The organism is Paenibacillus sp. FSL H7-0331 (genome assembly GCF_001956045.1).
Window position 1 is genome coordinate 178924 of the sequence record NZ_MRTH01000002.1, and the last position, 25951, is coordinate 204874.

Consider the following 25951-nt stretch of genomic DNA (forward strand, 5'->3'; position numbering starts at 1 on the left):
GTGTTGGTTATGACAGTCTTACACCCTCAACGGCTAGCATATACATCGATAAGGACTGGGCGTCTTTAAGCATCCATTCCCGATATTCATTTTCCGCGGTCACATATTCTTGTTTAGTGATATACCCGTCTCTTTCCATTTGAACGCCTCTGCTTGAAGCGGTATCCGCCCATATTCCGATTCTAGCGAGGAAATCTGGGTTTGTTCGATTCGTGACTTCGTGATGGGGAGTTACCGTGATGTTGTCAAAGCCAGCTGTATGAAACATGTGAGGAAGATGATCGGCAATCGCATTATCCATACCTGCATCGGAACGCCATTTCAAATATGCAGAGTAGAAAGAAAGCATACTGGAGGGAGGCTGCGGTTCCCAGCATATTTTTTCATGATTATAATCAGCGATCACAACACGTCCACCGACTTTTACGGCCGATTTCATCATGGTTAATGCTTGTAACGGTTCACACAACCATACGAGAACACGAGCGGAGGTGACGATGTCAAACACTCCGTCATAAGGTATATTATAAATGTCCCCTGTTTCAAAAGCTATCCCCGGTATACTCCCATGAGCTTGACGGGCTTTATCGACCAGGTTTGGATTGCTATCCATGCCTATCACACAGCCAGTTGGTCCTACTGCTTCTGCTATCCCGCGAGTAATTGCTCCGGTCCCACAACCAACGTCAAGTACCTTCATGCCAGTAGTCAGTATCTCAGCAAGCCTTTTATGAGAGTTTGTTAACGATCTGGCATCTAACACGTTGGTTAGCTTTCCTGATAATTCCGCCCGATTATGAGCCGTATTGTTGTCCATCATGATCCCTCCTAGTATGGATGTAATGATCTTATCGTTTAAATGTCTATTGTTGAAATATATAATTAATATATATATTATAGGTATTGACTATATAGATGCTGCTACAAATTGAAAAAAGTAAACAACCAGCAGTAGGACACATGAGTATAAAGCAGCATTGCTACCAGAGAATTAGACATGGTAAACTCATAGATAAAGCTAGATATACATCGAACTAGAGCGTTGTAGGTTTACAACAGGTTTGTTTTTCGGGTACGATGGGGCGGAGAATGGGTTTGTGTTCATTGGGAGTGAGAGAAGATTTGAAAACGCTAATTATAGCTGAAAAGCCCGATATGGGACGCAATATTGCAGCAGCCATTGATCCGAAGGCCAAAAACTTCAGAACTTATATCGAAGGTGAGCAGTATATCATTACATGGGCCATCGGGCACTTGATTGGACTGGCTGAGCCGGATGCCTATGACGACAAGTATAAAAAATGGAATTTTAATGATCTTCCGATTATTCCGGATCATTTCAAGCTGATTCCGAATGCGAGGACGAAGGATCAATTAAAGCAGATCGGGGAGCTTGCCAAGCGAAGCGAAAAGCTCGTTAACGCATGTGACGCGGGGCGTGAGGGCCAGCATATTTTTTCGTTGATTCAGCGGCATTTGAAGCTAAAGCAGCCAGTAAAGCGGCTGTGGATATCGGACCTGACTCCAGAGACGATTCGTAAAGGCTTTGCCGAATTGCGTGAGGGTGTTGAATACGAGAATTTGACCAAAGCTGCGCGGGTTCGCAGTGAAGCGGATTGGCTGATCGGAATGAACGGCTCAAGGGCTTTTACAACCAAGCATCAGGTGTTGTTGTCCGTCGGGCGGGTACAGACCCCGGTTTTGGCTATCCTGTATGACCGTCAAAAGGAGATCGAAGCGTTCAGCTCGAACAAGTTCTATGATGTTGAGGCTCTGTTCAAGCAACAAGAAACCGAGTATAAGGCGTTATGGCAGGGCGAACGGATTACCGATCCGGCGAAAGCCAATGCAATTGTTGAAAAAGTAAAAGGAAAAATGGGCGTGATCGCCAGCTATGAGGTCAAGGATACGAAGGAGTATCCGTTTAAGCTGTATGACCTGACGCTGCTGCAGCGGGAAGCGAATGCGAAGCTTGGTTTTTCCGCCAAAAAGACGCTTGATACGGCGCAAGCACTGTATGAGAAGCATAAGGTGATCAGCTATCCGCGGACGAACTCCAACTATGTGACCGAAGCTAATATTCCCGAGATGTATAAGGCGCTGGACCAACTGAAGGGGACCTCTTATGGCGAGCTTGCCGAGCAGGCAGACAAGCGTCTCGTGCATAAAAACAACAAAAGCATCTGCAACCCGACCAAGGTGGAGGATCACCACGCAATTTTGCCAACGCATAAAAAGGCTGGCGGGTTATCTAATGACGAACAGCAGGTTTATGATTTGATTGTACGGAGATTTTTGGCACAGTTTTACCCTCCCGCGGAGTACAAAATCCACACGGTGTTAACCGAGGTAGAGCGGGAAATGTTTAAGAGTACGATCAAGCAGCTGCTTTCTTTGGGCTGGAAGGTCATTTATGCGGATCAAAAGAAGGGCAAGCCGATGTCTCGCGGCAAGGCAGACAAGACGGACGAGGATGAGGTCCCGGAGGAGGAGATCACAACCCCGTTCAGCTTGCAGGCAGCTGAAGCTGTAAAATGCGCAAAAATTGCAGCTAAGGAAAAAGAAACCCAGCCCCCTAAGGCGTATACAGAAGGAACGCTGCTGAAGGCAATGGAAGGCGCAGGGAAGCAGATCGAGGATGAGGAGCTTCGGGATGCGATGAAGGATTCAGGTCTCGGAACCCCTGCTACGCGTGCTTCCGTTATTGAGCGGTTGAAGCAGGTGGACTACATCGTGATGCAGGGCAAACGAATCATTATCACGCAAAAGGGACGCACAGCGGTCGAGCTAATTCGTTCCGCAGGTGTGGATCTGCTAACCTCGCCGGAGATGACAGGTCATTGGGAACGCAGGCTCAATGAAATTGCACGCGGTGTCGCGTCTGACGAAGCTTTTATGGCGAACGTGAAGAAGTTCACAAACCTGATCATCGAGAAGGTTCGGGTGCAGTCGAAAGCAGCCAAGCAAGCTTTCGAAAGCGCGGCTGGTCCAGCGAGCGCAGGCGCGAAGCGGACGACGCGCACGCGAAGTAGCGAAGGCGGTGCGGAGGCGAGCGGCAGCGCAGGTGCAGCCGGAGGCGCGAAGCGGACGACGCGCACGCGAAGCAGTGACGGCGGTGCGGAGGCGAGCGGAAGCGCAGGAGCAGCCGGAGGCGCGAAGCGGACGACGCGCACGCGTAGCAGTGACGGCGTTGCGGAAGCGAGCGGAAGCGCAGGAGCAGCCGGAGGCGCGAAGCGGACGACGCGCACGCGTAGCAGTGACGGCGTTACGGAAGCGAGCGGAAGCGCAGGAGCAGCCGGAGGCGCGAAGCGGACGACGCGCACGCGAAGCAGTGACGGCGGTGCGGAGGCGAGCGGAAGCATCGCGACAGGAGCGCAGCGCTTGGCAGAGCGGGCTCGCTTTCGTACAGCCGCAAGCGAGCCCGCTCTGCCAAGCGCTGCGCAGGCTGCCATGGCCCGCGGCAGCATAGCGGCTTGCCCGCGCAGCGGCTGCGCGGGGCGGATCATCGCCGGCAAGCGCGGCTATGGATGCACGGCATACAAAGCCGGCTGCGGCTTTGTACTCTGGAAGGACAGCTTAGGCGCCTCGCTATCCGAAACGGATGTCCGCTCTTTAATCGAGCGAGGCCATACAGCTCCAATCCGCAGAATCGATGAGAACGGCAATCAGACGGAAGACAGGTTATATCTATCAGACACCAATACCGGACAGCTTGCATTAGAACCATCCATTACGATAAATCGGAGGTGAACGGTTAATTATGAAGGAAATACCGATTCCATACGTACGTTCCAATCAGGTGGGTATTGTGCTGTTCGTACTTCTGGCGATCTTGCTGCAGCAGCCAATTTTGATTATTATTTTATGGGCCCTTCAAGTGATACCGATGGTGCTGGGTCTGCGTGCAAACCTTTTTATTAATATTGCCAAGCCCTTCTTGACCAACAAAATACAGGGAGCACAGACTGAATCGCAAGAGCTGCTTCGTTTTAATAACTCGATTGCGGTTGTGTTGTTATCGATTGCTGTCATTTGCTTTTGCTTCAGTTGGTCTTCTATCGCGGGTTATTTGTTTGCCGCAATGGTTGGGATCGCGGCTTCCATTGCAATCTGCGGCTTTTGTATCGGCTGCTTTTTATATTATCAGTGGAAAAGCAGAACCAGATAACGGCTGTTCATATTCCGTATCATTCACATTTTAAAAAAAACCAAAAGACGCTCCGTTTGCAGTTAAGCTACTGCAACGGAGCGTCTTTTTATGAATAAGATTCAACCTCGACTTGGCAAGGACTAGCCATTTCATTAGCCCGATTACTCGGAAATAACCACAGCTTCGGTGTATCCTTAAGCTTTGATATGGAAAGTATGAACGGTTCGGTGGGGAATTGCCCGCTCTGAAGCAGCACGTTGCAGCCATCAACTTTTATAACCCCGATTTGCACATCGGATCTTATGCCTGCATCCTGAATCACCTTATAGTTATCGCTTATTGCAGCTGAAGCAGGATCAATTCTTTTTTGGAATTGCAGCAGCAGCTTATCCCGGCCTTGACGCTTAATTGCCATTAGCTTTGGTTTTTCATCGTACATATAGGCTCCGAGATGATATTCGTATGCAGTCCAGGTTCGGTAGCCGAGTGACTGACTGTGTGTCGAGAAGCTCTCCAGCCAGGCTCGACTGCGCCGCATAGGACGAAGTGAACCGATATCCGTTTGCACACTGAGGGGCAAATCAGGGTGTACCGCTCTAATCCGTGCAGCAAATGGCTCATAATGCTTAATGTAATCAGCAGGAAGCCGCCAACGCATCCAATCGGGCCAATGGGTTTGAATGACGTGGAAATCAGGCTTAACATAAGAGATCATCGAAGCAGCATCAAGTCCATGAAATTCCCTAACCTTATCCACAGAGTCAGCCCCGGCATTGACACCAAGCGACCAGGTCGCGATTTGAATATCGGGACGAGCCTCGCGAACACCCCCTCGACCGTTAATTAATTCATGCAAAAAACGATTGACAGTCGCTACGCGAAATTCGATCCAGTCCCTGTAGAGAGAGGTGTTTCTTTTGTAGTACAAGGGTGAGCTCTTTTGTTTGAAATCGGGAATTTCACTGCCATATTGCTGCTTGAACGCAGCTCTGGCATAAGGTCCGACATCGCCATACACCCCGCTTGCAATCCCGTTCCACTCAGGGAAATAAGGCTCCGCTATTTCCAATCCATCAAACTCATGAGCCTTGACCAAAGCGGCCATCGTCTGCTTTTTCCACTCTACATAACGGTTGCTGTGTGGAGAGAGGCGGAAATATCCATCATTCACCGGCTTCAGCAGTGTCATCTGCCAATCGGGCCAATCCTTCGGCAAATGATCCGTGATATAAGTTCCATTTCCAAGCAGCGTAGCCCAAACCATGATACCCCGTGCCCGAAGCAGCTCAACCAGCCTGCCGTTCACCTTATTTTCATCCGTTACAAAATAATGGACCGACCGATATCCAGCTAACTCCAGCTCATCGACAATACTTTGTTCGGAACGGCCTGTATAGTAAGGGAAAACCGGATCAATTTGGATGGAACGACCTTCCCATTTGTGCATTATAATTGCCCCTTTGGTTGACTATATATAAGGAGTTATTCCATTCATTCTGCTTGCCGGACTGTGCCGGGTTGTGATGTTCGTACCAAGCTTATTCCACAAGCTGAATGGATATGCCTCCTTCTATACTAACGCATAAGGTTATAAGGGGCAAAGTGTTTAAGCGAGCTTTTGAGCTTCTGCTTTAAGCAGACTTTGCTGCAGAGCTTTCCGTCTTGAGTGTGAACGGGAAAGCCCAAGGGAGGCAACAGCGGTACCGGCAGCTACAGCAACACCCGCGGCTCCGATCCAGCTAATCGACGAAAGTGATGCTTTTTCCACGATGATGCCACCGATTCCCGCTCCTGCTGCCATTGCGAGCTGAAGCACCGAACTGTTCAAGCTTAGCATAATACCTGATGCTTCCGGAGCCAGACTGATCAAATGGTACTGCTGCGTAGGACCGGAGGACCATGCTGCGAACGACCATAACATGAGCAGAGGGAAGACAATAGCAGGGGAATGAGCGGCTAATGATAATAGAATAAGTGCCACGGTATGAAGAGTCATCCCACTGATCAAGGTACGAGGAACGCCCCATTTATCTGTACTGAAGCCTCCAAATTTGGAACCGATCAGGCTTGCGATCCCAAATGCGAACAATCCTGCGCTTACACCTTGCTCGCTCATTCCTGTTACCGTAAGCAAAAATGGGGAAATATACGTATAGGCAATGGCGTAGCCGGAAATCCAGAAGAACGTTATGGACAACGCGACGGCAATTCGTGGCTCTTTAAGCAGTGCCAGTTGTTTGCGCAGAGGTACCGGTGCCTCACCATCTGTTCGTGGAATTACATAAGCAATAATGAGTATGGCTAACAAACCGAGTACACCAATCCCCCCAAAGATCATTTTCCAATTATAGACCGATGCGACAACTCTGCCTAACGGAACACCAATAATCAGCGAGGTGCTAAAACCCATAACGAGCGTGGCTATTGCGCTGCCCTGCTTCTCAGGAGGTGCCAATTTGGCTGCCACAGTCAATGCGGTAACGACAAATACCCCCGTGCTCAGCGCCAAAATAATACGTGATCCAATCAGAAAATCAAATCCGGGTATGGTGACGGCGATTCCATTGCCAATAACGAATACCGCCAGTGAATATAGCAGCAGCTTACGCCGCTCGACACGGGCTGTGACGGCCATCAGAAAAGGTGTACCGAACGCATACGCCAGAGAAAATACGGTGATAAGCTGGCCTGCTGCAGCTACTGACACTCCACTGTCGGAAGCTACCTTATCCAGAATGCCCGCAATAATAAACTCCGATGTTCCAACCAAAAAACTGACAATAGCCAGCATATAAATTTTCCATGTATTTGACATGAACAAACGGCTCCTCTCACGTTTACAATAATTTTATATTTCTAGATATATAGAAATAACAAGCAAAAAAATTACACAAGCAAATAAGGGGCATACTTGTGTGCCATTTCGCGATTCACACTATAGAAGATATAGGTTCCGTCCTTGCGAAGGTCCAATAAGCCGCATTCCGTTAATTGCTTCAGGTGATGAGACAGCGTGGAGCCAGCGACAGATTCCAGCTTGCTTCCAATATCGGAGCAGCACAGATTCTTTTCATCAGTAAGCATCATAGCGATTTTGAGTCGGGTTGGCTCTCCAAGCGCTTTGTATACTTTAACGGCTTGCCGTAGGTCTGCATGTTCTTCCATCATTGTGATCGCACCCTTTTTTTGATTGTTATTTCTATATCCGTAGAAATTAAAGTATCACAGCTTAACTCGATTGTAAATAGAAAAAAAGAGTAAAGATAAAATTTAAGTTAAATATAATAGTAATAATTACAAATAATTGACTTTTGCAACAAAGGAAGCTACAATTCTATCATATTGCCTACGAAAACAAGGTGGATGCTTACGAAGTAAGTTTTCTACGAAAACAGCTGCAAATGCTTACGAAGCCAATTTTCTACGAAAATTTTAAGGAGACTGATCATGATAAAAACAGTACCTGTACATATACTTTCAGGTTTTTTGGGTAGCGGAAAAACAACTTTATTAACGCAAGCTTTGGACTATTACAGGCTGAGCGGGAAGAAACCGGCTGTGTTGATGAATGAGCTGGGGGATGTGAATTTGGACGGTATGCTCGTGGATGACGAGGTGCCAATGACAGAAATGCTAAGCGGATGTATCTGCTGCACGATACGTGGAGATCTCGGTATGGAGCTGAGAGAGTTGATCAGGGATCATACACCCGATGTTATTTTCGTTGAATGTACTGGCGCGGCTAATCCTATTGAAATCCTGGATGGAGTTACGGATGCTTCGCTGTTGACAGAGATGGAGCTGAAATCGCTCATTACGGTAGTTGATGCAGCGCAGCTTCTTGAGCGGCACAGCAAAGGGCATGGCAAAACCTACAAGCTGATGCAGGATCAGATTCGCTGCGCTTCCGAGCTTATTTTGAATAAAACGGATTTAATCAGCTCGGCCGACTTCCTCACGCTGGAGCAGGCTATTCGTGAATGGAATCCGACCGCTCCCATGACGGCAACGATCCGCTGTCAGGTTGATTTGGGGATGTTTGATCGTTTGGATGGCACTGACGAGAAGATGGCAGCCGCGACTCCAGCACCTATCGAGCATGACAATCATACCTCGTGCAGCGAGCCCTCCCATGACCATAATCATCACGATGAGAGCTGCAGCCATACTGCACATACACATATTGACGAGCAGGTTCATGAACATGAGGAGCATGCGCATCATCATTCTCACGATCATGTTATGGTATATACGCATTATTTTCAACAATCCATCGATAGTGAACAATTCGAAAACCTGGTAAGCAAGCTGCCGGCTGAGATTTATCGGGCCAAAGGCATTTTACGCTTCTCCGATACATCAAGCCTGTTTTTGTTTCAATATGCATATCGTGAGATGGATTTTGTCAAAATTACTCCGAAGGAAGAGGTTCCAAGCGTAGCTGTATTCATTGGCGAGCATTTTTCGAAAACCAAGCTGGCAGCTGATTTGGCAGCGTTGGAAAATATTGCAACTACTGAGAGTTGAGATATGTTGAGATATCCTGAGTCATCATATTGAATCGACAACGATTATCCATAAGAAACCGTTTCTCTTGCCGTGCATATACAGCAGAGAAGCGGTTTTTATTTGTGCAAAAGAGGTGCTGCGATCTTAAAAAAATTTCCAAAAACGCATTGACACCAATCTCTGACGATGCTAATATACTGAATATAAAACATAGTAAACACATCGGAATTATATGTCGTCTACCGGACAACCGGAGCTATATAGTAATAATTTCGAAGCAAACCGGCGCATATCATAATAGACCTTCTACATAGCGGCTGGTTTTACTATCTTGTCTAGTTTATTTATAAGATATATTGATACTCAGGGGAGAGATTAATTATGAACAAACATTGGGGTAAGCTTACGTTAATCAGCGCCATTTCGCTATCTTTATTGGGATTGACAGCTTGCGGAGCAGCAGCTCCAACCACACCGGCAGCTCCAGCACCAGCAGGTGACAATAAATCGGCTGCAGTGACACCGGCGCCAACACCCAAACCACCCGTTGAAATTTTAAACGTCTCCTATGATCCGACTCGTGAACTTTACGCAGAATATAATAAAGCATTTTCCGCTTACTGGGAAAAGAAAACTGGCCAAAAAGTAACCGTAAAAGCTTCACACGGAGGTTCAGGCAAGCAAGGACGTTCCGTTATCGATGGCTTGGCTGCTGATGTTGTCACATTGGCGCTCGCTTATGATATTGATGAAATTCAAGGAGCGGGCTTGATTCAAAAGGATTGGCAAAAAAAGCTGCAGCAAAACAGCACACCATATACCTCAACCATTGTTTTCCTTGTGAAAAAGGGAAATCCGAAAGGGATCAAGGATTGGGATGATCTCATCAAGCCAGGTGTTGAAGTCATTACTCCTAACCCCAAAACGTCCGGAGGCGCACGCTGGAACTATATAGCAGCCTGGGGCTATGCTTACCAAAAGTTTAATAAAGATGAAGCCAAAACGAAGGACTTTGTTCAAGCTCTTTTCAAAAATGTGCCGGTACTGGATTCAGGTGCTCGTGATGCTACAAATACGTTTGTACAACGCGGCATTGGTGATGTATTGCTGGCATGGGAGAATGAAGCGTACCTTTCCATCAATGAATTTGGTAAAGACAAATACGAAATTATTACACCATCGCTTAGTGTATTGGCAGAGCCACCAGTAGCGGTTGTAGATAAAGTTGTCGACAAAAGAGGTACTCGTGAAGTGTCGCAAGCGTATCTGGAATACCTGTACACTGAAGAAGGCCAAAATATTGCAGCTAAAAACTACTACCGTCCTCGTTTGGAGTCCGTAGCGAAGAAATATGAAAACCAGTTTACGAAGGTAAAGCTGTTCACCATCGATGATGAGCCATTTGGCGGCTGGACCAAGACACAGGCAACACATTTCGCAGATAAAGGCACATTTGACCAAATCTACAAACCATAAGTCATAAACGAGATTCGTTCCACATGTGCGGTAATCTGCAGGGGTTCCGTATATGTGGGATGCTTACGATGTAGAGTTTTCCAAGGAAAACTAAATTGATGCTTACGATGTGGAGTTTCCCAAGGGAAACTCTTAAGTCAGAGGAGAGGAATCCATGGCAAGTAAATGGAAAGAACGAAGTGTATTGCCCGGATTCGGGTTATCAATGGGATTCACCGTGCTCTATTTAAGCCTGATTGTTTTATTCCCTTTGTCAGCGATTTTTATCAAAACCTCGGGTCTGACCTGGATGCAGTTTTGGCAAACAATTAGTGATGCCAGAGTGGTTGCTTCCTACAAAATCAGCTTTGGGACTGCTTTCGGGGCTGCAGTTATCAATACGATTTTTGGATTTATCGTTGCTTGGGTGCTGGTCAGATACTCTTTTCCGGGTAAACGCTTTGTCGATGCACTGGTGGACCTACCGTTTGCACTGCCAACAGCAGTAGCGGGGATAGCCCTGACGACGATATATTCGAAAAACGGCTGGATCGGCAGTATTCTGGAACCGCTCGGATTCAAGGTGGCTTATACACCGATAGGTATTATGATCGCTTTGACATTTATCGGTATCCCGTTTGTGGTTCGAACCCTGCAGCCAGTAATTGAAGAATTGCAAAAGGAAACCGAGGAAGCTGCGGTCAGCCTAGGCGCTCATCGATGGAAAACTTTTACCAAGGTAATTTTTCCGGAGCTTCTGCCAGCCGCACTTACCGGATTTACATTGGCCTTTGCTCGTGCTGTCGGTGAATATGGCTCTGTAGTATTTATCTCGGGCAATATGCCGATGAAGACAGAGATTGCTCCACTTCTGATCATGACCAAGCTCGAGCAATATGATTATGCAGGTGCTACAGCCATTGCCCTCGTTATGCTGGTGATATCGTTCTTTTTGTTGCTGGTCATTAACTTCATCCAATGGCGGGCTAACCGCTTTAATGTAACTTAGAAGCAGGAGGAAACACCATGGCCGGATATGTGGCAACCGCAAAAGCAGGTTCGGTTACTCTGGACAGACCCAGACATATTACTGAACCGGCGGTCGTAAAGTGGGTTTTAATTAGTATCGCTTTGCTGTTTTTGGGACTTTTACTCGTACTGCCGTTAATTTCAGTATTCGTTGAAGCGTTTCGTAAAGGTGCTGAAGTGTATTTCAAGGCACTGACGGATCCGGATGCGGCTTCAGCAATTCGTTTAACTTTAATGACTGCTGCAGTTGCGGTGCCTCTAAATTTGCTGTTTGGCTTGTCCGCAGCTTGGGCAATCACCAAATTTAATTTTAAAGGTAAAAACCTGCTTATTACTTTGATTGATCTGCCTTTTGCCGTATCTCCAGTTATTTCGGGACTAATATTTGTATTATTATTTGGCGCGAAAGGCTGGTTTGGCCCGTGGCTGGATGATCATGACATTAAGATTCTTTTTGCTCTACCGGGTATAGTTCTCGCTACCGTGTTTGTGACTTTTCCTTTTATCGCCCGCGAACTGCTTCCGATCATGCAGGCTCAGGGAGTACAAGAGGAAGAAGCGGCGGTAACACTTGGAGCCAAGGGCTGGCGTATTTTTTGGAAGGTAACACTGCCCAACATTAAATGGGGACTGCTGTACGGAATTATTTTGTGTAATGCGAGGGCGATGGGCGAATTTGGTGCGGTTTCCGTCGTGTCCGGTCATATCCGGGGATCTACGAATACGATGCCGCTGCATATCCAGATTCTCTACAACGAATACAATTCCGCAGGAGCTTTTGCGATGGCCTCTTTGCTGCTGTTATTGGCGGTAGTGACCCTTGCGGTTAAAAGCATCATCGAATGGAAATTTAATGGGACACAGCAGATAGAAGGGGAGTAGGGGAGCATGCATATTGTAGCCAAACACTTGATGAAAAGCTTTGGCAGCTTTCAGGCCACCAAGGATGTCAGTTTTGAAATCGAAAAAGGCAAGCTGATTGGTTTGCTGGGACCCAGTGGCGGTGGCAAAACTACTGTTCTCCGAATGTTGGCTGGACTCGAAGATCCGGACTCGGGAGAAATCCTCTTTCATGGCAAAAAAGTCAACGATATTCCGCCGCAGCAGCGCGGGATCGGCCTTGTATTTCAAAACTATGCTCTGTTCCGGCATATGAGTGTATATGATAATATCGCTTTTGGTTTAACGGTACAAAAACGCAGTAAGCAGCAGATCAAGGACCGCGTCACGGAGCTGGTTGAGCTTACAGGACTGAAGGGTCTTGAAAAACGTCTGCCTCATCAATTATCGGGAGGTCAGCGTCAACGGGTAGCTTTTGCCAGAGCGATTGCACCAGAGCCGCAATTGCTGCTGCTGGATGAGCCTTTTGCCGCCATTGATGCCAAGGTTCGTAAAGAATTGCGGACATGGTTGAAAAGCATGATTAATCGGTTAGGTATTACGACGATTTTTGTCACACATGACCAGGAAGAAGCCGTTGAGGTTGCCGATCAGATTATGATTATTAACCAAGGCAGATTGGAGCAGAAGGGGTCTCCGATAGAGATTTATCAGCATCCACAAACGCCATTTGTCGCCGGCTTCATCGGTGAATCGAATCAGGTGAGTGATATTCATCGCTTTAAAGGCTTCAATAACGTGGCAGTCAGCGAGACAAAAGCTACGATTCGGCCGGAATTTGTGGAAATTGGCTTTTTAGGTGAAATTTCAATTCCATCCGCAGCAGAAACCGGAATCGTTAACAATATTTATTTCCGCGGAACGAATTGGCAAGTTGAAGTAGAGGTTAACGGACAAATCCTGTTTGCTTATCGCTCCCTGGAGCTGGAAACGCTAAAGCCATCCGATTCTGTGCTTGTGTTGATACATCGCGTTTATTTATTTCATGAGCAAGAGCATCTGACAGTAGAAAATGCACTCAAAACGGATCCGATGCCGGTTCATATCTAAAATAAATCGGGCTGGGACGTTTGGTAAATGAGCAGTACGTGGAATACTAGTAGGAAACCTGCACAAGCTTCGTTTACCAAACATCTGGGGCTTAACACAGAAAGGAAGAGCAGCCATGGAGCATCATATTACAATAAGCAGTGACCAAGTGGAATTAGCGGCTACGCTGCACTATCCCCCATCTACTGGAGATAAGAACCCGATTATCATTATCGCACACGGTTTCGTAGGCAATCGAATTGGTGTGGATCGATTATTTCTAAAGGCTGCCAGAGAATTCAGCAAACAAGGATTTATGGTACTTCGCTTCGATTATGCAGGATGCGGTGAAAGCACAGGTAATTATGGATCAAGTGATGTGGACGCTATGATTGCACAAACCCGACATGTAATAGACTATGCAATGCAAATCGGGTGCGTTGATCCGACACGTGTCATTTTGCTTGGACATAGCTTGGGCGGTGCAATTTCGGTATTAACCGCAGCAAGAGACAAGAGAATCAAGTCACTCGTACTATGGTCCGCAGTAGCTTATCCTTTTAATGATATTATTAAAATTACAGGTAAAAAAGTGTATGAGGATGCGGTGCAATTTGGTGCTGCTGATTATTTGGGTTATTCGTTTGAGCCGCAATTTTTTGAATCGTTATCGAAACATCAGCCGTTTGAACAATCCAGGAAATTTAATGGGGATGTATTGCTGGTTCATGGTACGAATGATGATGTGATTCCGGTTGATTATTGCTTCTTGTACCAAAAGCTGTTCTGGATGAGATCTCAGGGACAATGCGATAAAGAAGTGATTTTTCAAGCAGATCATACGTATTCATCGCACCAGTCCTATACCCAGCTTCTATCGACAACCCAAAACTGGTTAACTTCAATAGAAAAACAAAAAAGTGATTGGCATGATTGGACTATTTAATAGTTACGCTTCAATTCCGACTATGCACATGTTATTAATATGAGTGGAGGTTATGATATGGCAAAACCGTTGGAAGTTGATGACATATGGACACAAAGGATACTTAATTCCGTGAATGGTTTGGAATATGGGACTGTGCAAATCGTGATTCATGATGGTAGAATAGTACAGATAGAAAGAACCGAGCGCAAACGCTTTGAAGCTGAAGCCGGAGCCGGAGCTCGTGATCGCGAGCATAGCGGAGTGAACAGACAGCAGATTCGCAAAAATAGCTGATCGCCATTATAGATAACCGTTCATTCGATGATTGATAACCATAATGATTGGGGACATTAATCATTATTCATTTTGGTAACTATTATGCAGTAAACGATTCATATAAAAGGAGTGAACTCAATGGCACGTATTGCAATAATATCTGGTAGTCCTTCAGCAACTTCGCGTTTAGATGGAGTTCTGCAGTTTGTGAGTAACGCTATTCTTGAGAAAGGGCTGGAGGTGCAATGGGTAAATGTACGTGACCTGCCGCCTGAAGATTTATTTTATACACGATTTGACAGTCCAGCGATCACGAATGCCAATCGGATTGTTGCCGAAGCCGATGCAATCGTCGTTGCTTCTCCCATATATAAAGCGTCTTACACAGGAGTATTAAAAAGCTTCCTCGACCTCATACCGCAAAAAGGTCTGGATGGGAAGGTGGTACTTCCGTTGGCTATTGGCGGTACGATAGCTCATCTGCTTGCCATTGATCATGCGTTCAAGCCCGTGTTGTCTGCATTGGGTGCGCATCATATTTTGTCAGGTGCATTTATATTAGATTCCCAGGTTATTCGCGCCGAGGACAACAGCTTCACGTTTGTTCAGGAAATTGAAGATAGATTACAGGGTGTGGTGCAATCGTTCATTACCGAAACGGTATGGCGTAAAGAAAGAACGGATGCGAATGCAATTGAATCGGTTAATGAACTACCTGTATCTTAAGTAGACGGTCTTATCAGATCCATTTATGGAACGACAACCTATAAACGAAATACCAGTCTTGTCTACCTGACATCGGGAGGCTTCAAGCTGCATTTATTGCAGGGTGAAGTCTCTATTTATTAGATTAGGAGGTGAATGACTATGAATGATGTGATAGTCCAAGACCATTCGGAATTGGAAGTAAGCGAGGCAGATGCCCTTCATTTGCCAGACATTCAGTTTGTCAATTATTGCTTTCAAACCTTTGGGCTTAATCGTGGTATTTATAATACGATTGACCAATGGCTTTACAGCACGGGTTATCGTGAGATTACATCAAGACGCAGTCAAACGATTAATTTTCTTAAGGATATTCAACAAAAGCATGGGAAGGACCAGAGCAGTATCCTTCGGTTCGGCAAGGGAGGCTTAACGAAGCAGTTGTATGATTTTATACATCTGCCCAAGCCGATTTTTATGTACAGCTAACTTCGTTCATGCGGGATTGTGGACGTCACATTATGGATGATCAGAAGGTAAGCGGCCATCTAAATGATGACCGCTTTTTATAATGTTTAAATGATTGGTTTTCAGCGGGGCTGTGCGAAATAGGCGATTCCCATAGCTTCGCGTACTTCCTGCATCGTTTCACGAGCGAAGGCTCTTGTACGCTCGGTACCGCTTATCAAAATTTCGTCAATTTGCTTAGGGTGCTTGCTGATGGCTTCGCGCCGCTCGTTCATCGGTTCCAACAGCTCATTAATCTTGGCTGTAAGCTTTGTCTTGCATTCGAAGCAGCCGATGGTCCCTTGGGTGCAATTCTTGTAGATATCATCTGCCTGTGGAGCATTAAAGGCTTGATGGTAGCTATAGATCGGGCATATATCAGGATGGCCCGGGTCATTCTTGTGAATCCGCTCTGGATCGGTAACAGCTTTCTGTATGAGCTCTTTGACCTGCTGTGGGCTCGAATCCAGGGAGATGGCATTGCCAGAGCTTTTACCCATTTTACGACCTCCATCAAGGCCGGTTAAACGTGGAATTTCGCCGATCAAGGCTTGAGGCTCGGGAAATACCGGTCGATAGAGGTCATGAAAACGGCGTATGATTTTTCTCGTTTGTTCGATGTGGGGGACCTGATCCTCGCCAACAGGGATGAGCGTTGCGCGGCAGATGGCTATGTCTGCTGCCTGACTGACGGGATAGCCAAGAAAGCCATAATTCAACTGCTTATAACCCCGCTCAGCAGCTTCTGTCTTAATCGTCGGATTATGACGTAGAGAGTTAACCGTGACGAACATCGAAAAATATACAGTCAACTCGGCAATTTCCGGGATCATGGACTGAATAAATAAGGTAGAACGGTTGGGATCTATACCAGCTGCCAAATAGTCCATGGCAACATGACGCAGATTATCACGCACAATAGCAGGATGATCGAAGTGCGTTGTCAGTGCCTGAACATCGGCCAACAGGACAAAGCACTCATAGTTGTTTTGCAATTCGACTCGATTTTTCAAACTCCCGACGTAATGACCAAGGTGCAGCTTGCCGGTAATACGATCTCCTGTTAAAATTCTTTCTTGCATTGAAATTCCTCCTAAGAGCTTTGCGGAGCAAAGCTAGCTTCGTAAGCATTAACTGAGCTTTGCGAAGCAAAGCCGACTTCGTAAGCATCAACTGAGCTTTGCGAAGCAAAGCTGGCTCCGCAAGCATGAATGGGGTTGCGAGCAAACTTATGGATGCATCCTTCCAATCTGAGATACGCCAACACCAGCCATCCTCCATGGCCATCACCCCCTTTTATGAAACGCAAAAAAACCTCATCGCAAAGGACGAAGTTATCGTGGTACCACCTTTATTCATCTCCGGTATGAAGATGCACTCTCAAGTACGGACAGGCTCATCAAGAACACTATCGATACAGCCCTCATGGTAACGGAGAGGGAATCCCGGCTTTGCCTACAAACAAATACGTTCGGCCAAGCAACTCCGAAGTCCATTCACACGTCGGCCGGGGATGGTTCGCACCAAACACCATCTCTCTGAAACCCGCCTCCAACGGCTACTTACCCTTCATCATCGTCGATACGTTATGAAAGGAAGTATACGCCGGCATGAGGGAGTCGTCAAGTATGAACAGAAACTTGCTCTTGGCCTGTTTAATTGCGTGGTCGGAGAGTATGTTCAACAATTCCAAGAAAATGAAGGCTGGAATCAGGAATTGAAAACTTGTACATGTTCACGAAATTCGTTCCGTACACACTGAAGCACTGCAGGATCGATCATAACATCATAGGCTGTGTTGGCAAGCGCCTTAGCGCCAAGCAGCATGCCTTCGAACGCTTGAGGCGTCATCGCTTGATCACGAAATTCCTCCGTATGTAGAAGCTCTCCGCCACGGGTTACCTGGATGAAGGGATGAATAGCGGGACAGTGCCGGGATACGTTCCCTAAATCAATTGAACCATGATCCTTGCCGCTGCGAATATCCGCCTCATTGATCCCCAAATCCACTAAATTAGCTGTAAACAAATCGGACAAAACCTCGTTTGAAATCATTTCATCATAGGAGTACTCGTAGTTGGACACCTTTAACGTACATCCGGTTTGCAAGGCCGCACCTTCTGCACAGCGTTTGATTTTTTCTACCAAAACATCGGTATAAGGGCGATTGTCGCTTCGGATATAAAATTGCGCAGCGGCTGTCTCCGGTATGATATTAGGTGCTTTCCCGCCATCGCTGATGATGCCATGAACACGGGCATGACTTTGCATTTGCTGTCTTAAAGCATTGATCGATTGGAAGAGCAGCAGCACGGCATCGAGTGCATTAATTCCCTCATGCGGACTTGCTGCAGCATGTGCCGGTTTGCCTACATATTCAAATTGCAGCGCGTCCATCGCAAGGGAATGTCCTGATTTTTCATACGTATAAAAAGGGTGGGCCATCAACGCAAAGTCAACGTCATCAAACAAACCGGCCGCAGACATGGGCACCTTGGCACCCTTTGTTTCCTCCGCAGGCGTTCCATATACACGAATGGTTCCACCGACTGTATCAAGAACTGATTTAAGACCGATTGCGGCTGCGAGTCCCATCGTTGAGATCAGATGATGTCCGCATGCATGTCCAAGCTCCGGTAGTGCATCATACTCGCACAGGAAAGCGACAGTAGGACCGGGAATACCAGAATGATACGTAGCAATGAAGGCTGTAGGTAAATCGAGTACAGGATTTTGTATATCAAAGCCGTAATTCCTAAGCTCATCCATCAGTCGGGCTGAAGCCAGCCATTCTTCGTGTCCAAGCTCGGGATGCTCTCCAATAAATCGGGCGACTTGAATGAGTGGCTCTTTATGAAAATCAATCGTCGTAGTAATCGTTATTTTCATCCGTCGTCGCTCCTTTGTCATTCACTTACGTTCATTATAACCAAAAAGACCTCCATGGCTCAATATGCTGAGCTCAGGAGGTCTTGGATGAGATAAAGTAGAGTTTTATTGGACTTCTTTACGATTCGGTTCCGTGATTAATCGATTTTCTAAAGACTTTTTAATTTTGTGCATACCTTCGATTTCAAACTGATGGTTTTCACGAAAGCGAACACCTGTTAAGGCAAGTGCTTCATTTAAAGTAAGCTCTACCGAAATCGTCTGTTCTTGTCCATTATTTTGTTGTCCGTAAGTCATTGTTCATCGCTCCTCACAAGCTGATTTATGATGCTGGATTGTGCCTAAACATATAAATTCATAGCGACAGTTAGAGTGCCGGATTTGTAAGAAAAGCTTGATATTGCTTGATTTAAATATAACATAACGTGTAATGTTAAGCAAGGGCTTCTGCAAATAAAAGTCATTTATTTTCGAGGGGAAAATCGGAAAATTCTCCTCAATTTTTGATCCTAATTGAATAAAAAATGAATAAGGAATGATTTGGAAGAGAACGGTTTCAATAGGTTTGTTCACGATTTTAACACAGCGTTTTTTGCCGTTTCAACTGGACGGTTACGATTCGAACATGGTACTATGCATAGGAGATCATGGTTCGAAAACAAATATTCACAAAAAAGGAGTTACCGCACATGTTTCGAATGGTTGCTGCCGCAAAAGCAACATTATTAATGAGTACTGCCCTTGCAGTTGGAATGATGAACGTTCCCTCGGTTCTTGCTGTTTCCGTTTCCTCGATCCAACTTCAGCTGTTTGCTGGAAATTCCGAAGCTATCGTAAATACTCAAAAGATTAAACTGGATGAACCGCCCGCAATTATTAACGGACAATTTTATTTACCCGCCAAATGGGTTGCAGACGCACTTAAAATTCAGCTTTTTTGGGACCATGACACGCAGACCGCACAAATGCTGACTTCAAAGGCATTCATACAATTCAATCCGTCACTGAATCAGATACAGATTAATGGCAAACCGATTCCGTTCGATTCTGTCGCCGAGATCCGTAATGGGCGGCTGCTTGTAAAGCTGACCTGGCTTGCCCCTTATACGAATATGACGTATCGCTATGATTCTGCATCCCAAAGTGTAGAGCTGAGCAGTCTTGGGGAGCCCGCTTCCGCTTATAAAGAATCAACGCTTCATAATGACGATACCCAGCCCAATTCGAAACCTATTGCCAAATTCGCATTAGGGAAAGCTTCCTATCGATTAGGTGAGCCTGTGACCTACACGGACTTAAGCTATGACCCGGATTCGGAAGGGCTGCCTGGGTATAACTGGATTGGGAAACAGGAAGTCTTTTTTAAGCCGGGCACTTATACAGTAACGCTTCAGGTTAAGGATGGTAAAGGAAATGAAAGCGAGCCGTTCTCGCAGACAATAACGGTTCTCGACGTCCCTTACATTAGTGATCAGGCGTATCCGTTTTATTTTAAACCGATAGGTAGTTTATTATCCAAGGAATCAGTAGCATCCATTGCCGCGAGACAGTCGTTGGAGAACCCAATCATGTCGGTGCTGCCAAGACCATCGGAAGAACGGCGTTTGCTTCTTGGGAGCAGTACAAAGCCAATTGTTGAGAAAGGGTTTTTATTCAAGGAAGATATGAATGGACGTGCCCGTTTGTACACCCAATATATCAATGGGATGAGCAGCGCTGCACAGCTTGCCATTATGATACGTAATCAAAGTGATACACGCTCTGTTACTGTCAGCACAACAGCTGTTGCTGAGTCGCAGGCTTCCATTTACACACCTATTCTCGGAAGTAAAACAGTTGAAAGCTTTCTCACGAATCATTCGGAGTCGGGCAGTATGACAGTAAATCCCGGTACTGCGGTTTTGTATAAGGTAAGTCAGGAGTTAAGCTCTGGACAGGGCTTTCAAGGACTTTATGATATTCAAACAGATGGAGCTGTCGAGGTATCTTATGTGATGATTTCGCCTGGTGAACAACCATATCAGCTTGGAGCTTATCGAACCGTGCAATCCAAAGATTTGCGGCATACCGTATCTCCGGCTTCCGAGGTGAGCTTTCAGTTAGATACAAGATCTCTAAAGGAGCCGGTTTCATTCAGTATTGGTGATGGTTCTATTGAACCGCTGCTCAATGGGGTCACCAAGGAAATGGGATCCGACTCTGTGCAAGCAGTTACCTATGGAAGCAATGCCGGAGTCCGTTATCGGATTGGTCTGGAATTTAACGGTAAGACAGCGGTCGCATTATATCCACGTGGTGGCTTTTTTGAAGGTTCAGTTCGGGTCAACGGCAATGTCATTTCGATACCTGCAGGTGGATTAACCTCTAATGAAGCCTTGCTGCTTCATCGCACAACAGTTTCTGAAAAGAAAATCGAGATCGAGCTAATGGCCTCGGAAAGCAACCAGCTGCCCGTAGATTTCATTGTTTATCCACTGCCCGATAAGCAGTAGTATTCCATCATAAAGGAGTTCGTCAAGTGATATCATCTCTATATAAAAAGTGGTTCGCCGCGATGGGCACATTGATCCTATTCATCAGCTGTTTGTTACCGAATTCTATGACTCCCTATGCTTCTGCAGCCGACGCGCCTGTGCCTGAAAGTAGATCGCTGCTGCTGTATTATGGCAAGAGTGAAGCTTTCCTCAATGGTACCAAGCTTGCCTTGGAGGCACCCGTTGTTCAAATTAACAACCGTACTTATCTGCCTGCAGCGAGTCTTCCGTCATTGCTTGGTGTTCCAGTAGAGTGGGATGCTACTACCGGAAGTGTTCAGGTGACGACGCCTACAGCATTTATTCAGCTTCAACTTGCTGCCAAGCAGTTGCGTGTTAATGGTAAGATGGAGAATTTTGAGCAGGCTGCTTTCCTGTTGAATGATCGGTTGTACGTCGAATTGAGCTGGTTAAATCGTTTTATCGGATTCAAAGCGACAGTTAATGAACAACTGCAGCGAGTGGAGCTGTTGTATATTAAACGGGCTGAGGCTGGCAGCTTGTTCAATGATACGATGCCGAATACGAAGCCGGTAGCCAGATTTTCCGTAAATAAGAAATCGTATCGTTTGGGTGAGCCGATTATTTATTCGAATACGAGCTATGATCCAGATGGGGATACCATTAAAAACGTTGAGTGGACAGGAAAAGCCGAAGCGATTTTTCAACCGGGTTTGTTCAAGGTTTCGCTCTCCGTTACGGATAGTAAAGGTACTGTCAGTGAGCCCTTCTCCTACAACGTAGAAATTGTGGACGAGCCTTATCTGGATGAATTTGAATATAAAGTGTACCACGAGCCAGTAGGTACGTATGTGAAGGAAGAGGAAGCAACGCTTCGTGCTTACTTACGAGGAATTCCGCAGCTTCCTAACATCGCAACGCTTGAAAAGGACCGGCCTTTGATCGTAAGTGATAGCCCGGAAACCTTTACTGAAAAAGGATTTTTATATCAGGAAAAAGTGAATGGAAAAGCTAGACTGTATGCGGATCATGTAAATGGCATGAAGGAAAAGGTGCAGTTCGCAATCATTGTTCGTAATCCAAGTCCCGATAAGCCAGTAACGATCAAGACTACGCGTCATGGCGAGGTACATCCTTCGATATATGCGAATCTCATTGGAAACGAGGCCTCAATCGAATTTTTGCAAAGCGACAGCTCGCCAGAATCGATTACGGTTGCACCTTATCAAACGATGTATTACAAAAAAATGCCGGAATTTTATCCCGACCAAGGGATGAACGTGATGTATGATGTTGAAACAAGTGGAGAAGTCTATTTCTCCTTCGTCGCCATGGACGCAGGTGCCGGTATTGAATCTGTCGGTATGTACAAGCAGCTGGATTACACAGGTAATGTGCGGGGAACATTTGATGGCTCGGATGTGTCCTGGAACGTGGATCTGACGGGATTGAAGAAGCCATCCTCCCTCGCTATTGGAGACGGTACGTCCGATCAATTCGTGACAGGGGTGGATGCCTACGTGAAGGAGCATTCGCTGAATTTGGGCAACTATGGTGTTGTTTATAAAATTCATATGGATCATCCACCGAAAATGGCGCTGCTGCTTCTGCCTCGGGGAGGCGTATTTAGAGGTCCCTTCGAGATTAACGGAAATATCGTTCAAGCGCCGCCATCCGGCATTATGATGGATTATCAAGGTTATACCATATTGGCACGCACAGACGGCACGGAGCCGTCGCTCGATATCGAATTCACACCCGCAGCGGGTTCTGCGTTTCCTGTGGATGTCATTTTTTACCCATTGGAGGACAAATAAAGTAAGCTGCAGAAGGGGGGAGAGGTCACAAACTGGCTTCTCTCTTTCAAGTTTCAGGGAGATGAGTTTACTCGTGCATGGGGCTATCCACCTTGACACTGTCATTAATTTGAAACAACTGTGGAATCGTGACCAGCTCGATATGGGCTTCCTGGAGCTTTTCGATGATCCTTGGAAGCGCTTGTACTGTGCCTGCCAAATTCTCGCCTTCACCGCCGGCTCCGTGCTGCAGAATCACTGCTCCTGGTACAACATGACCTAACACATTATCTGCCACCTGATCGGCGCTGAGTCCCTTCCAATCCAGTGAATCTACATTCCAGTTAATAATATGGTACTGTTGACTGGCTAGCCATAATATTTGCGATTCGGTGACATTGCCATACGGCGGACGAAAAAGCTTTGGCTTGGCGCCAGTAATGGCAGCAAGGACATCTTCTGTACGATGTATTTCATCATGAAAGTCAGCATCACTCGTTTTAGATAAATTCGGGTGCGTGTAGCTGTGACTGCCAATAATGTGTCCTTCATTCTTTATACGCCGGATCATCTCGGGATGCGCTTGGGCACGGTTGCCAACGACAAAAAATGTCGCTTTCACTCCATATTTTTTGAGAACATCCAATATTTGAGCGGTAAACGTTGTATCCGGGACATCATCAAAGGTAAGTGCAGCCTGACGCAAGCTTTTGGGCCCGTTGAACAAAAAAGTACTGCGATATTTATGGTGCAAATCGGCCAATGTTAATGGCGTATTCACGCGTTCTTTGTTCTCTTTTCCGGCCAGCAGGTGGGGTGTGGAGGATGACTCTTTTTGAACACTCAGATTTTGCGATATGGATTGACCTGATTGGCCTTGCTGCTCCATTTGTCCAGTATTAGCTCCACATGCACCCGTTCCCAGCAGAGCTGCAGCTGCCAGCAGGGATAATCCAATTCTATAGCCTGAGCCGTTCATAATAACTCATCCTTTCTTAATCCCGATTTTCCTTATTTTGTGCTGAAAAGCAGTTTTTATGTATGAAAACAAGGAATAGGAACTCATTTTAGTAATTAAAGTTTTTTTGTTGACGCAAGATGTTATATAATAAAGATTATTGCCGGGTCACAAGGAAAGGGAGAACGAATCGGATGATTATTGTACGTAATTTATCTAAATCATTTCCACCAAATCACCAAATATTAGACAAGCTAAGCTTTCAAGCGGACGAGGGTGAGCTTATTGCTTTAGTTGGAGGTAGCGGAAGCGGCAAAACCACACTGTTTCGCTGTTTATCCTTAAAGCTGAATTGGGACGAAGGTCAATACATATACCAAGGGAAAGATATTTCGGGAGTGAACGGGCTGGAGAAATTCAAGCTTCGTAAGGATTGGGCCTTTCTGGAGGAAAAGCCTGATTTGAATCCGCGTAAATCTGCTTTAAAAAATGTACTTAGTGGCTTGTTCTTTCACAAAGCATGGTGGCGCATTCTTTCGGGGACCACATCTGGCGATGATCATATGACTGCGATGGACTATTTGGACAAGGTTGGCTTACTCGAAAAAGCACATGATCCTGTTGAAAAGCTGAGCGGTGGGGAGAAGCAGCGTGTAGCGATTGCTAAGGCTTTGATTCGGGGAGCGAGAGTTATCTATGCAGATGAACCTATATCCGGATTGGACCCGGAAGCCGCTTTGCGTGTAATGGAGGATTTGAAAGACATTTGTACCAAGGATAAGGTGACCATTTTTTGCAGTTTGCATCAGGTCGAGATGGCCGAAAAATTTGGCTCGCGCATATGGGGTCTGGCCGAAGGCAAGCTAGTCGTTGACATTGCCGGGAGAAGGCTGACGCAGCGTGAAAAGAATCTGATCTTTTAAGGGGGGAGATTGGCGAATAAGTGTTGCTGCGCGGCCGTAATGTTCTTCCGATCGTTGTTGGTCGCTTCTACAGAACACCACGGTCGCTCCGCTCTTGATTCACCAATCTCCGGGGTGTAGGGATAATTAGCACAATCTGAATACGGATTGTGCTTGATTTGAAATTCAAATAATAAATGACAAAAGAGCAGTTTTCTGTGAATCTCAGAAAACTGCTCTTTTTGTCTCCATAGAAAAATCCTTTTTTAAAATTTTATTCTTTAAAATATGGGTATTAATTATGTAAGAATAACGGATAAGAGTTCTTTACAAGCTGCTTTCGGCAATACGGCGAGCAATCATACCGCCATGCAGTCGCCCTGATTCAATGAACACTTCGTTGGCATCGCTTCCTGAAGCGGCGACACCTGCAATGAACAAGCCGGGAATCGGGGTTTCCATGGTTTCTGGATTATGTATGGGAGCTGTGGACGTCTCATCCATCTGTACACCAGCGGATGCGAGAAGTCCTCGATCAGGGCGAAACCCGGTTAAAGCAAGTACAAAATCATTATCCAGGAGCTGCTCGTTGTCTCCAGTCCGAACTAGAATGGATTGGTCATGGATCTGAATGATCTGTGATCCGAACAGCATTTTGATTCTCCCTTTCTTGATCATGCTTTCAAATACGGGAAGAACCCAAGGCTTAATGCTTGATGAGAAGCCTTCTCCCCGATAAACAATCGTGACATCTGCACCTGCACGCATTAAATCCATGGCTGCATCGATAGCGGAGTTACTTCCACCAATTACTGCAACCTTTGTGCCGCTGTAAGGGTGGGCCTCATGAAAATAGTGGGAGACTTTGGCGGATTCCTCCCCAGGAATGCCCAGCATGTTCGGATGATCAAAATATCCCGTAGCCACAATGACATAACGGGCCTTGATCATCGAAATGTTATTAAACCGATCACTCAGCTGCAGCTCAAATGAGCCGTTATCTGTCTTTGTAATCGATTGGACAGTATGGTACGACTGAATTCGGACCTTGCTGCGTAAAGCAGCATTTCGATAATAATGAAGCGCTTCAAGGCGCGATGGCTTTTCGTTGGGGGTTGTAAATGGAATGCCGCCTATTTCTAGTAAATCCGGAGTGCTGAAAAAATGCATGTAGGTCGGGTATAAGTAAATAGAGTGTGCAATACTGTATTTCTCGATGATCAAAGGTGCATAACCCAGTTTTTGCAGCTCCAAGGCTGCAGACAATCCACAAGGGCCTGCTCCGACTATAATAATCTCTTCCAAACCGTGACACCTCATTTCGTTCAAATCAGTTACTAGCCACAAGGCTTTGTATTCCATAGTAACCGATTCAATAAAACGATGCAAAAGGAGGATTCCACGCAGGGAATGCGTTCATTAG

The 25951-nt window shown here is 46.1% G+C and carries 24 protein-coding genes and 1 other annotated feature; of the genes, 14 read left to right on the forward strand and 10 right to left on the reverse strand.

Features of this window, described 5'->3' with window-relative positions; all coding sequences use genetic code 11:
* Positions 1–7: 7 nt before the first annotated feature.
* Positions 8–817 carry a methyltransferase domain-containing protein gene (locus BK127_RS03525; RefSeq protein ID WP_076228618.1) on the reverse strand — a complete coding sequence of 270 codons (810 nt, stop codon included), beginning with the start codon at positions 815–817 and terminating at the stop codon, positions 8–10.
* Between the two features lie 305 nt (positions 818–1122).
* On the opposite strand from BK127_RS03525, the gene BK127_RS03530 reads away from it, so the two are divergent.
* On the forward strand, positions 1123–3750 hold the full coding sequence (locus BK127_RS03530; RefSeq protein ID WP_076228619.1) for a type IA DNA topoisomerase: 2628 nt from the start codon (positions 1123–1125) through the stop codon (positions 3748–3750).
* A gap of 10 nt (positions 3751–3760) precedes the next feature.
* Positions 3761–4168, forward strand: a complete 408-nt coding sequence (locus tag BK127_RS03535; RefSeq protein WP_076228620.1) for a DUF4395 domain-containing protein — start codon at positions 3761–3763, stop codon at positions 4166–4168.
* A gap of 88 nt (positions 4169–4256) precedes the next feature.
* On the opposite strand, the gene BK127_RS03540 is transcribed toward BK127_RS03535, so the two are convergent.
* From BK127_RS03540 to BK127_RS03550, 3 genes are all read right to left on the reverse strand, one after another.
* On the reverse strand, positions 4257–5597 hold the full coding sequence (locus BK127_RS03540; RefSeq protein WP_076228621.1) for an N-acyl-D-glucosamine 2-epimerase: 1341 nt from the start codon (positions 5595–5597) through the stop codon (positions 4257–4259).
* 159 nt (positions 5598–5756) lie between these two features.
* Positions 5757–6965: an MFS transporter gene (locus tag BK127_RS03545; protein WP_076228622.1), complete on the reverse strand. Its 1209-nt coding sequence runs from the start codon at positions 6963–6965 to the stop codon at positions 5757–5759.
* 71 nt (positions 6966–7036) lie between these two features.
* Positions 7037–7318 carry an ArsR/SmtB family transcription factor gene (locus tag BK127_RS03550; protein ID WP_076228623.1) on the reverse strand — a complete coding sequence of 94 codons (282 nt, stop codon included), beginning with the start codon at positions 7316–7318 and terminating at the stop codon, positions 7037–7039.
* A gap of 279 nt (positions 7319–7597) precedes the next feature.
* Between BK127_RS03550 and BK127_RS03555 the strand changes: the two genes are divergently transcribed.
* The 9 genes from BK127_RS03555 (at position 7598) to BK127_RS03595 (ending at position 15470) form a co-directional block, all read left to right on the forward strand.
* Positions 7598–8677, forward strand: coding sequence for a CobW family GTP-binding protein (locus tag BK127_RS03555; RefSeq protein WP_076228624.1), 1080 nt, complete (start codon positions 7598–7600; stop codon positions 8675–8677).
* A gap of 363 nt (positions 8678–9040) precedes the next feature.
* Entirely contained in the window at positions 9041–10135 is a 1095-nt protein-coding gene (locus BK127_RS03560; protein WP_076228625.1) for a sulfate ABC transporter substrate-binding protein, read from the forward strand.
* A gap of 154 nt (positions 10136–10289) precedes the next feature.
* The gene (gene cysT / locus BK127_RS03565) at positions 10290–11123 is read left to right on the forward strand and encodes a sulfate ABC transporter permease subunit CysT (protein WP_076228626.1); all 834 of its coding nucleotides are present in this window, start codon (positions 10290–10292) and stop codon (positions 11121–11123) included.
* Between the two features lie 17 nt (positions 11124–11140).
* Positions 11141–12025: a sulfate ABC transporter permease subunit CysW gene (gene cysW, locus BK127_RS03570; protein ID WP_076228627.1), complete on the forward strand. Its 885-nt coding sequence runs from the start codon at positions 11141–11143 to the stop codon at positions 12023–12025.
* Positions 12026–12031: 6 nt separating this feature from the next.
* Positions 12032–13093 carry a sulfate/molybdate ABC transporter ATP-binding protein gene (locus BK127_RS03575; RefSeq protein ID WP_076228628.1) on the forward strand — a complete coding sequence of 354 codons (1062 nt, stop codon included), beginning with the start codon at positions 12032–12034 and terminating at the stop codon, positions 13091–13093.
* A gap of 115 nt (positions 13094–13208) precedes the next feature.
* Positions 13209–14018 carry an alpha/beta hydrolase family protein gene (locus BK127_RS03580; RefSeq protein ID WP_076228629.1) on the forward strand — a complete coding sequence of 270 codons (810 nt, stop codon included), beginning with the start codon at positions 13209–13211 and terminating at the stop codon, positions 14016–14018.
* Positions 14019–14075: 57 nt separating this feature from the next.
* Entirely contained in the window at positions 14076–14294 is a 219-nt protein-coding gene (locus BK127_RS03585) for a YezD family protein (protein ID WP_076228630.1), read from the forward strand.
* 120 nt (positions 14295–14414) lie between these two features.
* Positions 14415–15002 (forward strand): NADPH-dependent FMN reductase, encoded by a 588-nt coding sequence (gene ssuE / locus BK127_RS03590; RefSeq protein ID WP_076228631.1) that lies wholly within the window; start codon positions 14415–14417, stop codon positions 15000–15002.
* Between the two features lie 141 nt (positions 15003–15143).
* Positions 15144–15470 carry a hypothetical protein gene (locus BK127_RS03595; RefSeq protein WP_083689030.1) on the forward strand — a complete coding sequence of 109 codons (327 nt, stop codon included), beginning with the start codon at positions 15144–15146 and terminating at the stop codon, positions 15468–15470.
* A 101-nt stretch (positions 15471–15571) separates the two neighbouring features.
* Here BK127_RS03595 and trpS read toward each other — a convergent pair whose 3' ends face one another.
* From trpS to BK127_RS03610, 4 genes are all read right to left on the reverse strand, one after another.
* Positions 15572–16570, reverse strand: coding sequence for a tryptophan--tRNA ligase (gene trpS / locus BK127_RS03600; protein ID WP_076228633.1), 999 nt, complete (start codon positions 16568–16570; stop codon positions 15572–15574).
* Between the two features lie 11 nt (positions 16571–16581).
* Positions 16582–16752, reverse strand: a complete 171-nt coding sequence (locus BK127_RS43565) for a hypothetical protein (protein ID WP_179097373.1) — start codon at positions 16750–16752, stop codon at positions 16582–16584.
* Positions 16753–16809: 57 nt separating this feature from the next.
* Positions 16810–17073 (reverse strand) — a binding site (T-box leader).
* Positions 17074–17198: 125 nt separating this feature from the next.
* Positions 17199–18377 carry a M20 family metallopeptidase gene (locus tag BK127_RS03605; RefSeq protein WP_076228634.1) on the reverse strand — a complete coding sequence of 393 codons (1179 nt, stop codon included), beginning with the start codon at positions 18375–18377 and terminating at the stop codon, positions 17199–17201.
* Between the two features lie 105 nt (positions 18378–18482).
* Complete coding sequence (locus BK127_RS03610) at positions 18483–18674, reverse strand: hypothetical protein (protein ID WP_076228635.1); 192 nt, start codon at positions 18672–18674, stop codon at positions 18483–18485.
* Between the two features lie 392 nt (positions 18675–19066).
* Between BK127_RS03610 and BK127_RS03615 the strand changes: the two genes are divergently transcribed.
* Together BK127_RS03615 and BK127_RS03620 are read left to right on the forward strand one after the other, a co-directional pair.
* Positions 19067–20869, forward strand: coding sequence for a stalk domain-containing protein (locus BK127_RS03615; protein ID WP_076228636.1), 1803 nt, complete (start codon positions 19067–19069; stop codon positions 20867–20869).
* A 26-nt stretch (positions 20870–20895) separates the two neighbouring features.
* Positions 20896–22689, forward strand: coding sequence for a copper amine oxidase N-terminal domain-containing protein (locus BK127_RS03620; RefSeq protein ID WP_144026354.1), 1794 nt, complete (start codon positions 20896–20898; stop codon positions 22687–22689).
* Between the two features lie 67 nt (positions 22690–22756).
* On the opposite strand, the gene BK127_RS03625 is transcribed toward BK127_RS03620, so the two are convergent.
* Entirely contained in the window at positions 22757–23647 is an 891-nt protein-coding gene (locus tag BK127_RS03625; protein WP_076228638.1) for a polysaccharide deacetylase family protein, read from the reverse strand.
* A gap of 173 nt (positions 23648–23820) precedes the next feature.
* Between BK127_RS03625 and BK127_RS03630 the strand changes: the two genes are divergently transcribed.
* On the forward strand, positions 23821–24549 hold the full coding sequence (locus tag BK127_RS03630; protein ID WP_076228639.1) for a phosphonate ABC transporter ATP-binding protein: 729 nt from the start codon (positions 23821–23823) through the stop codon (positions 24547–24549).
* Between the two features lie 306 nt (positions 24550–24855).
* On the opposite strand, the gene BK127_RS03635 is transcribed toward BK127_RS03630, so the two are convergent.
* Complete coding sequence (locus BK127_RS03635) at positions 24856–25833, reverse strand: YpdA family putative bacillithiol disulfide reductase (protein WP_076228640.1); 978 nt, start codon at positions 25831–25833, stop codon at positions 24856–24858.
* Between the last annotated feature and the right edge of the window lie 118 nt (positions 25834–25951).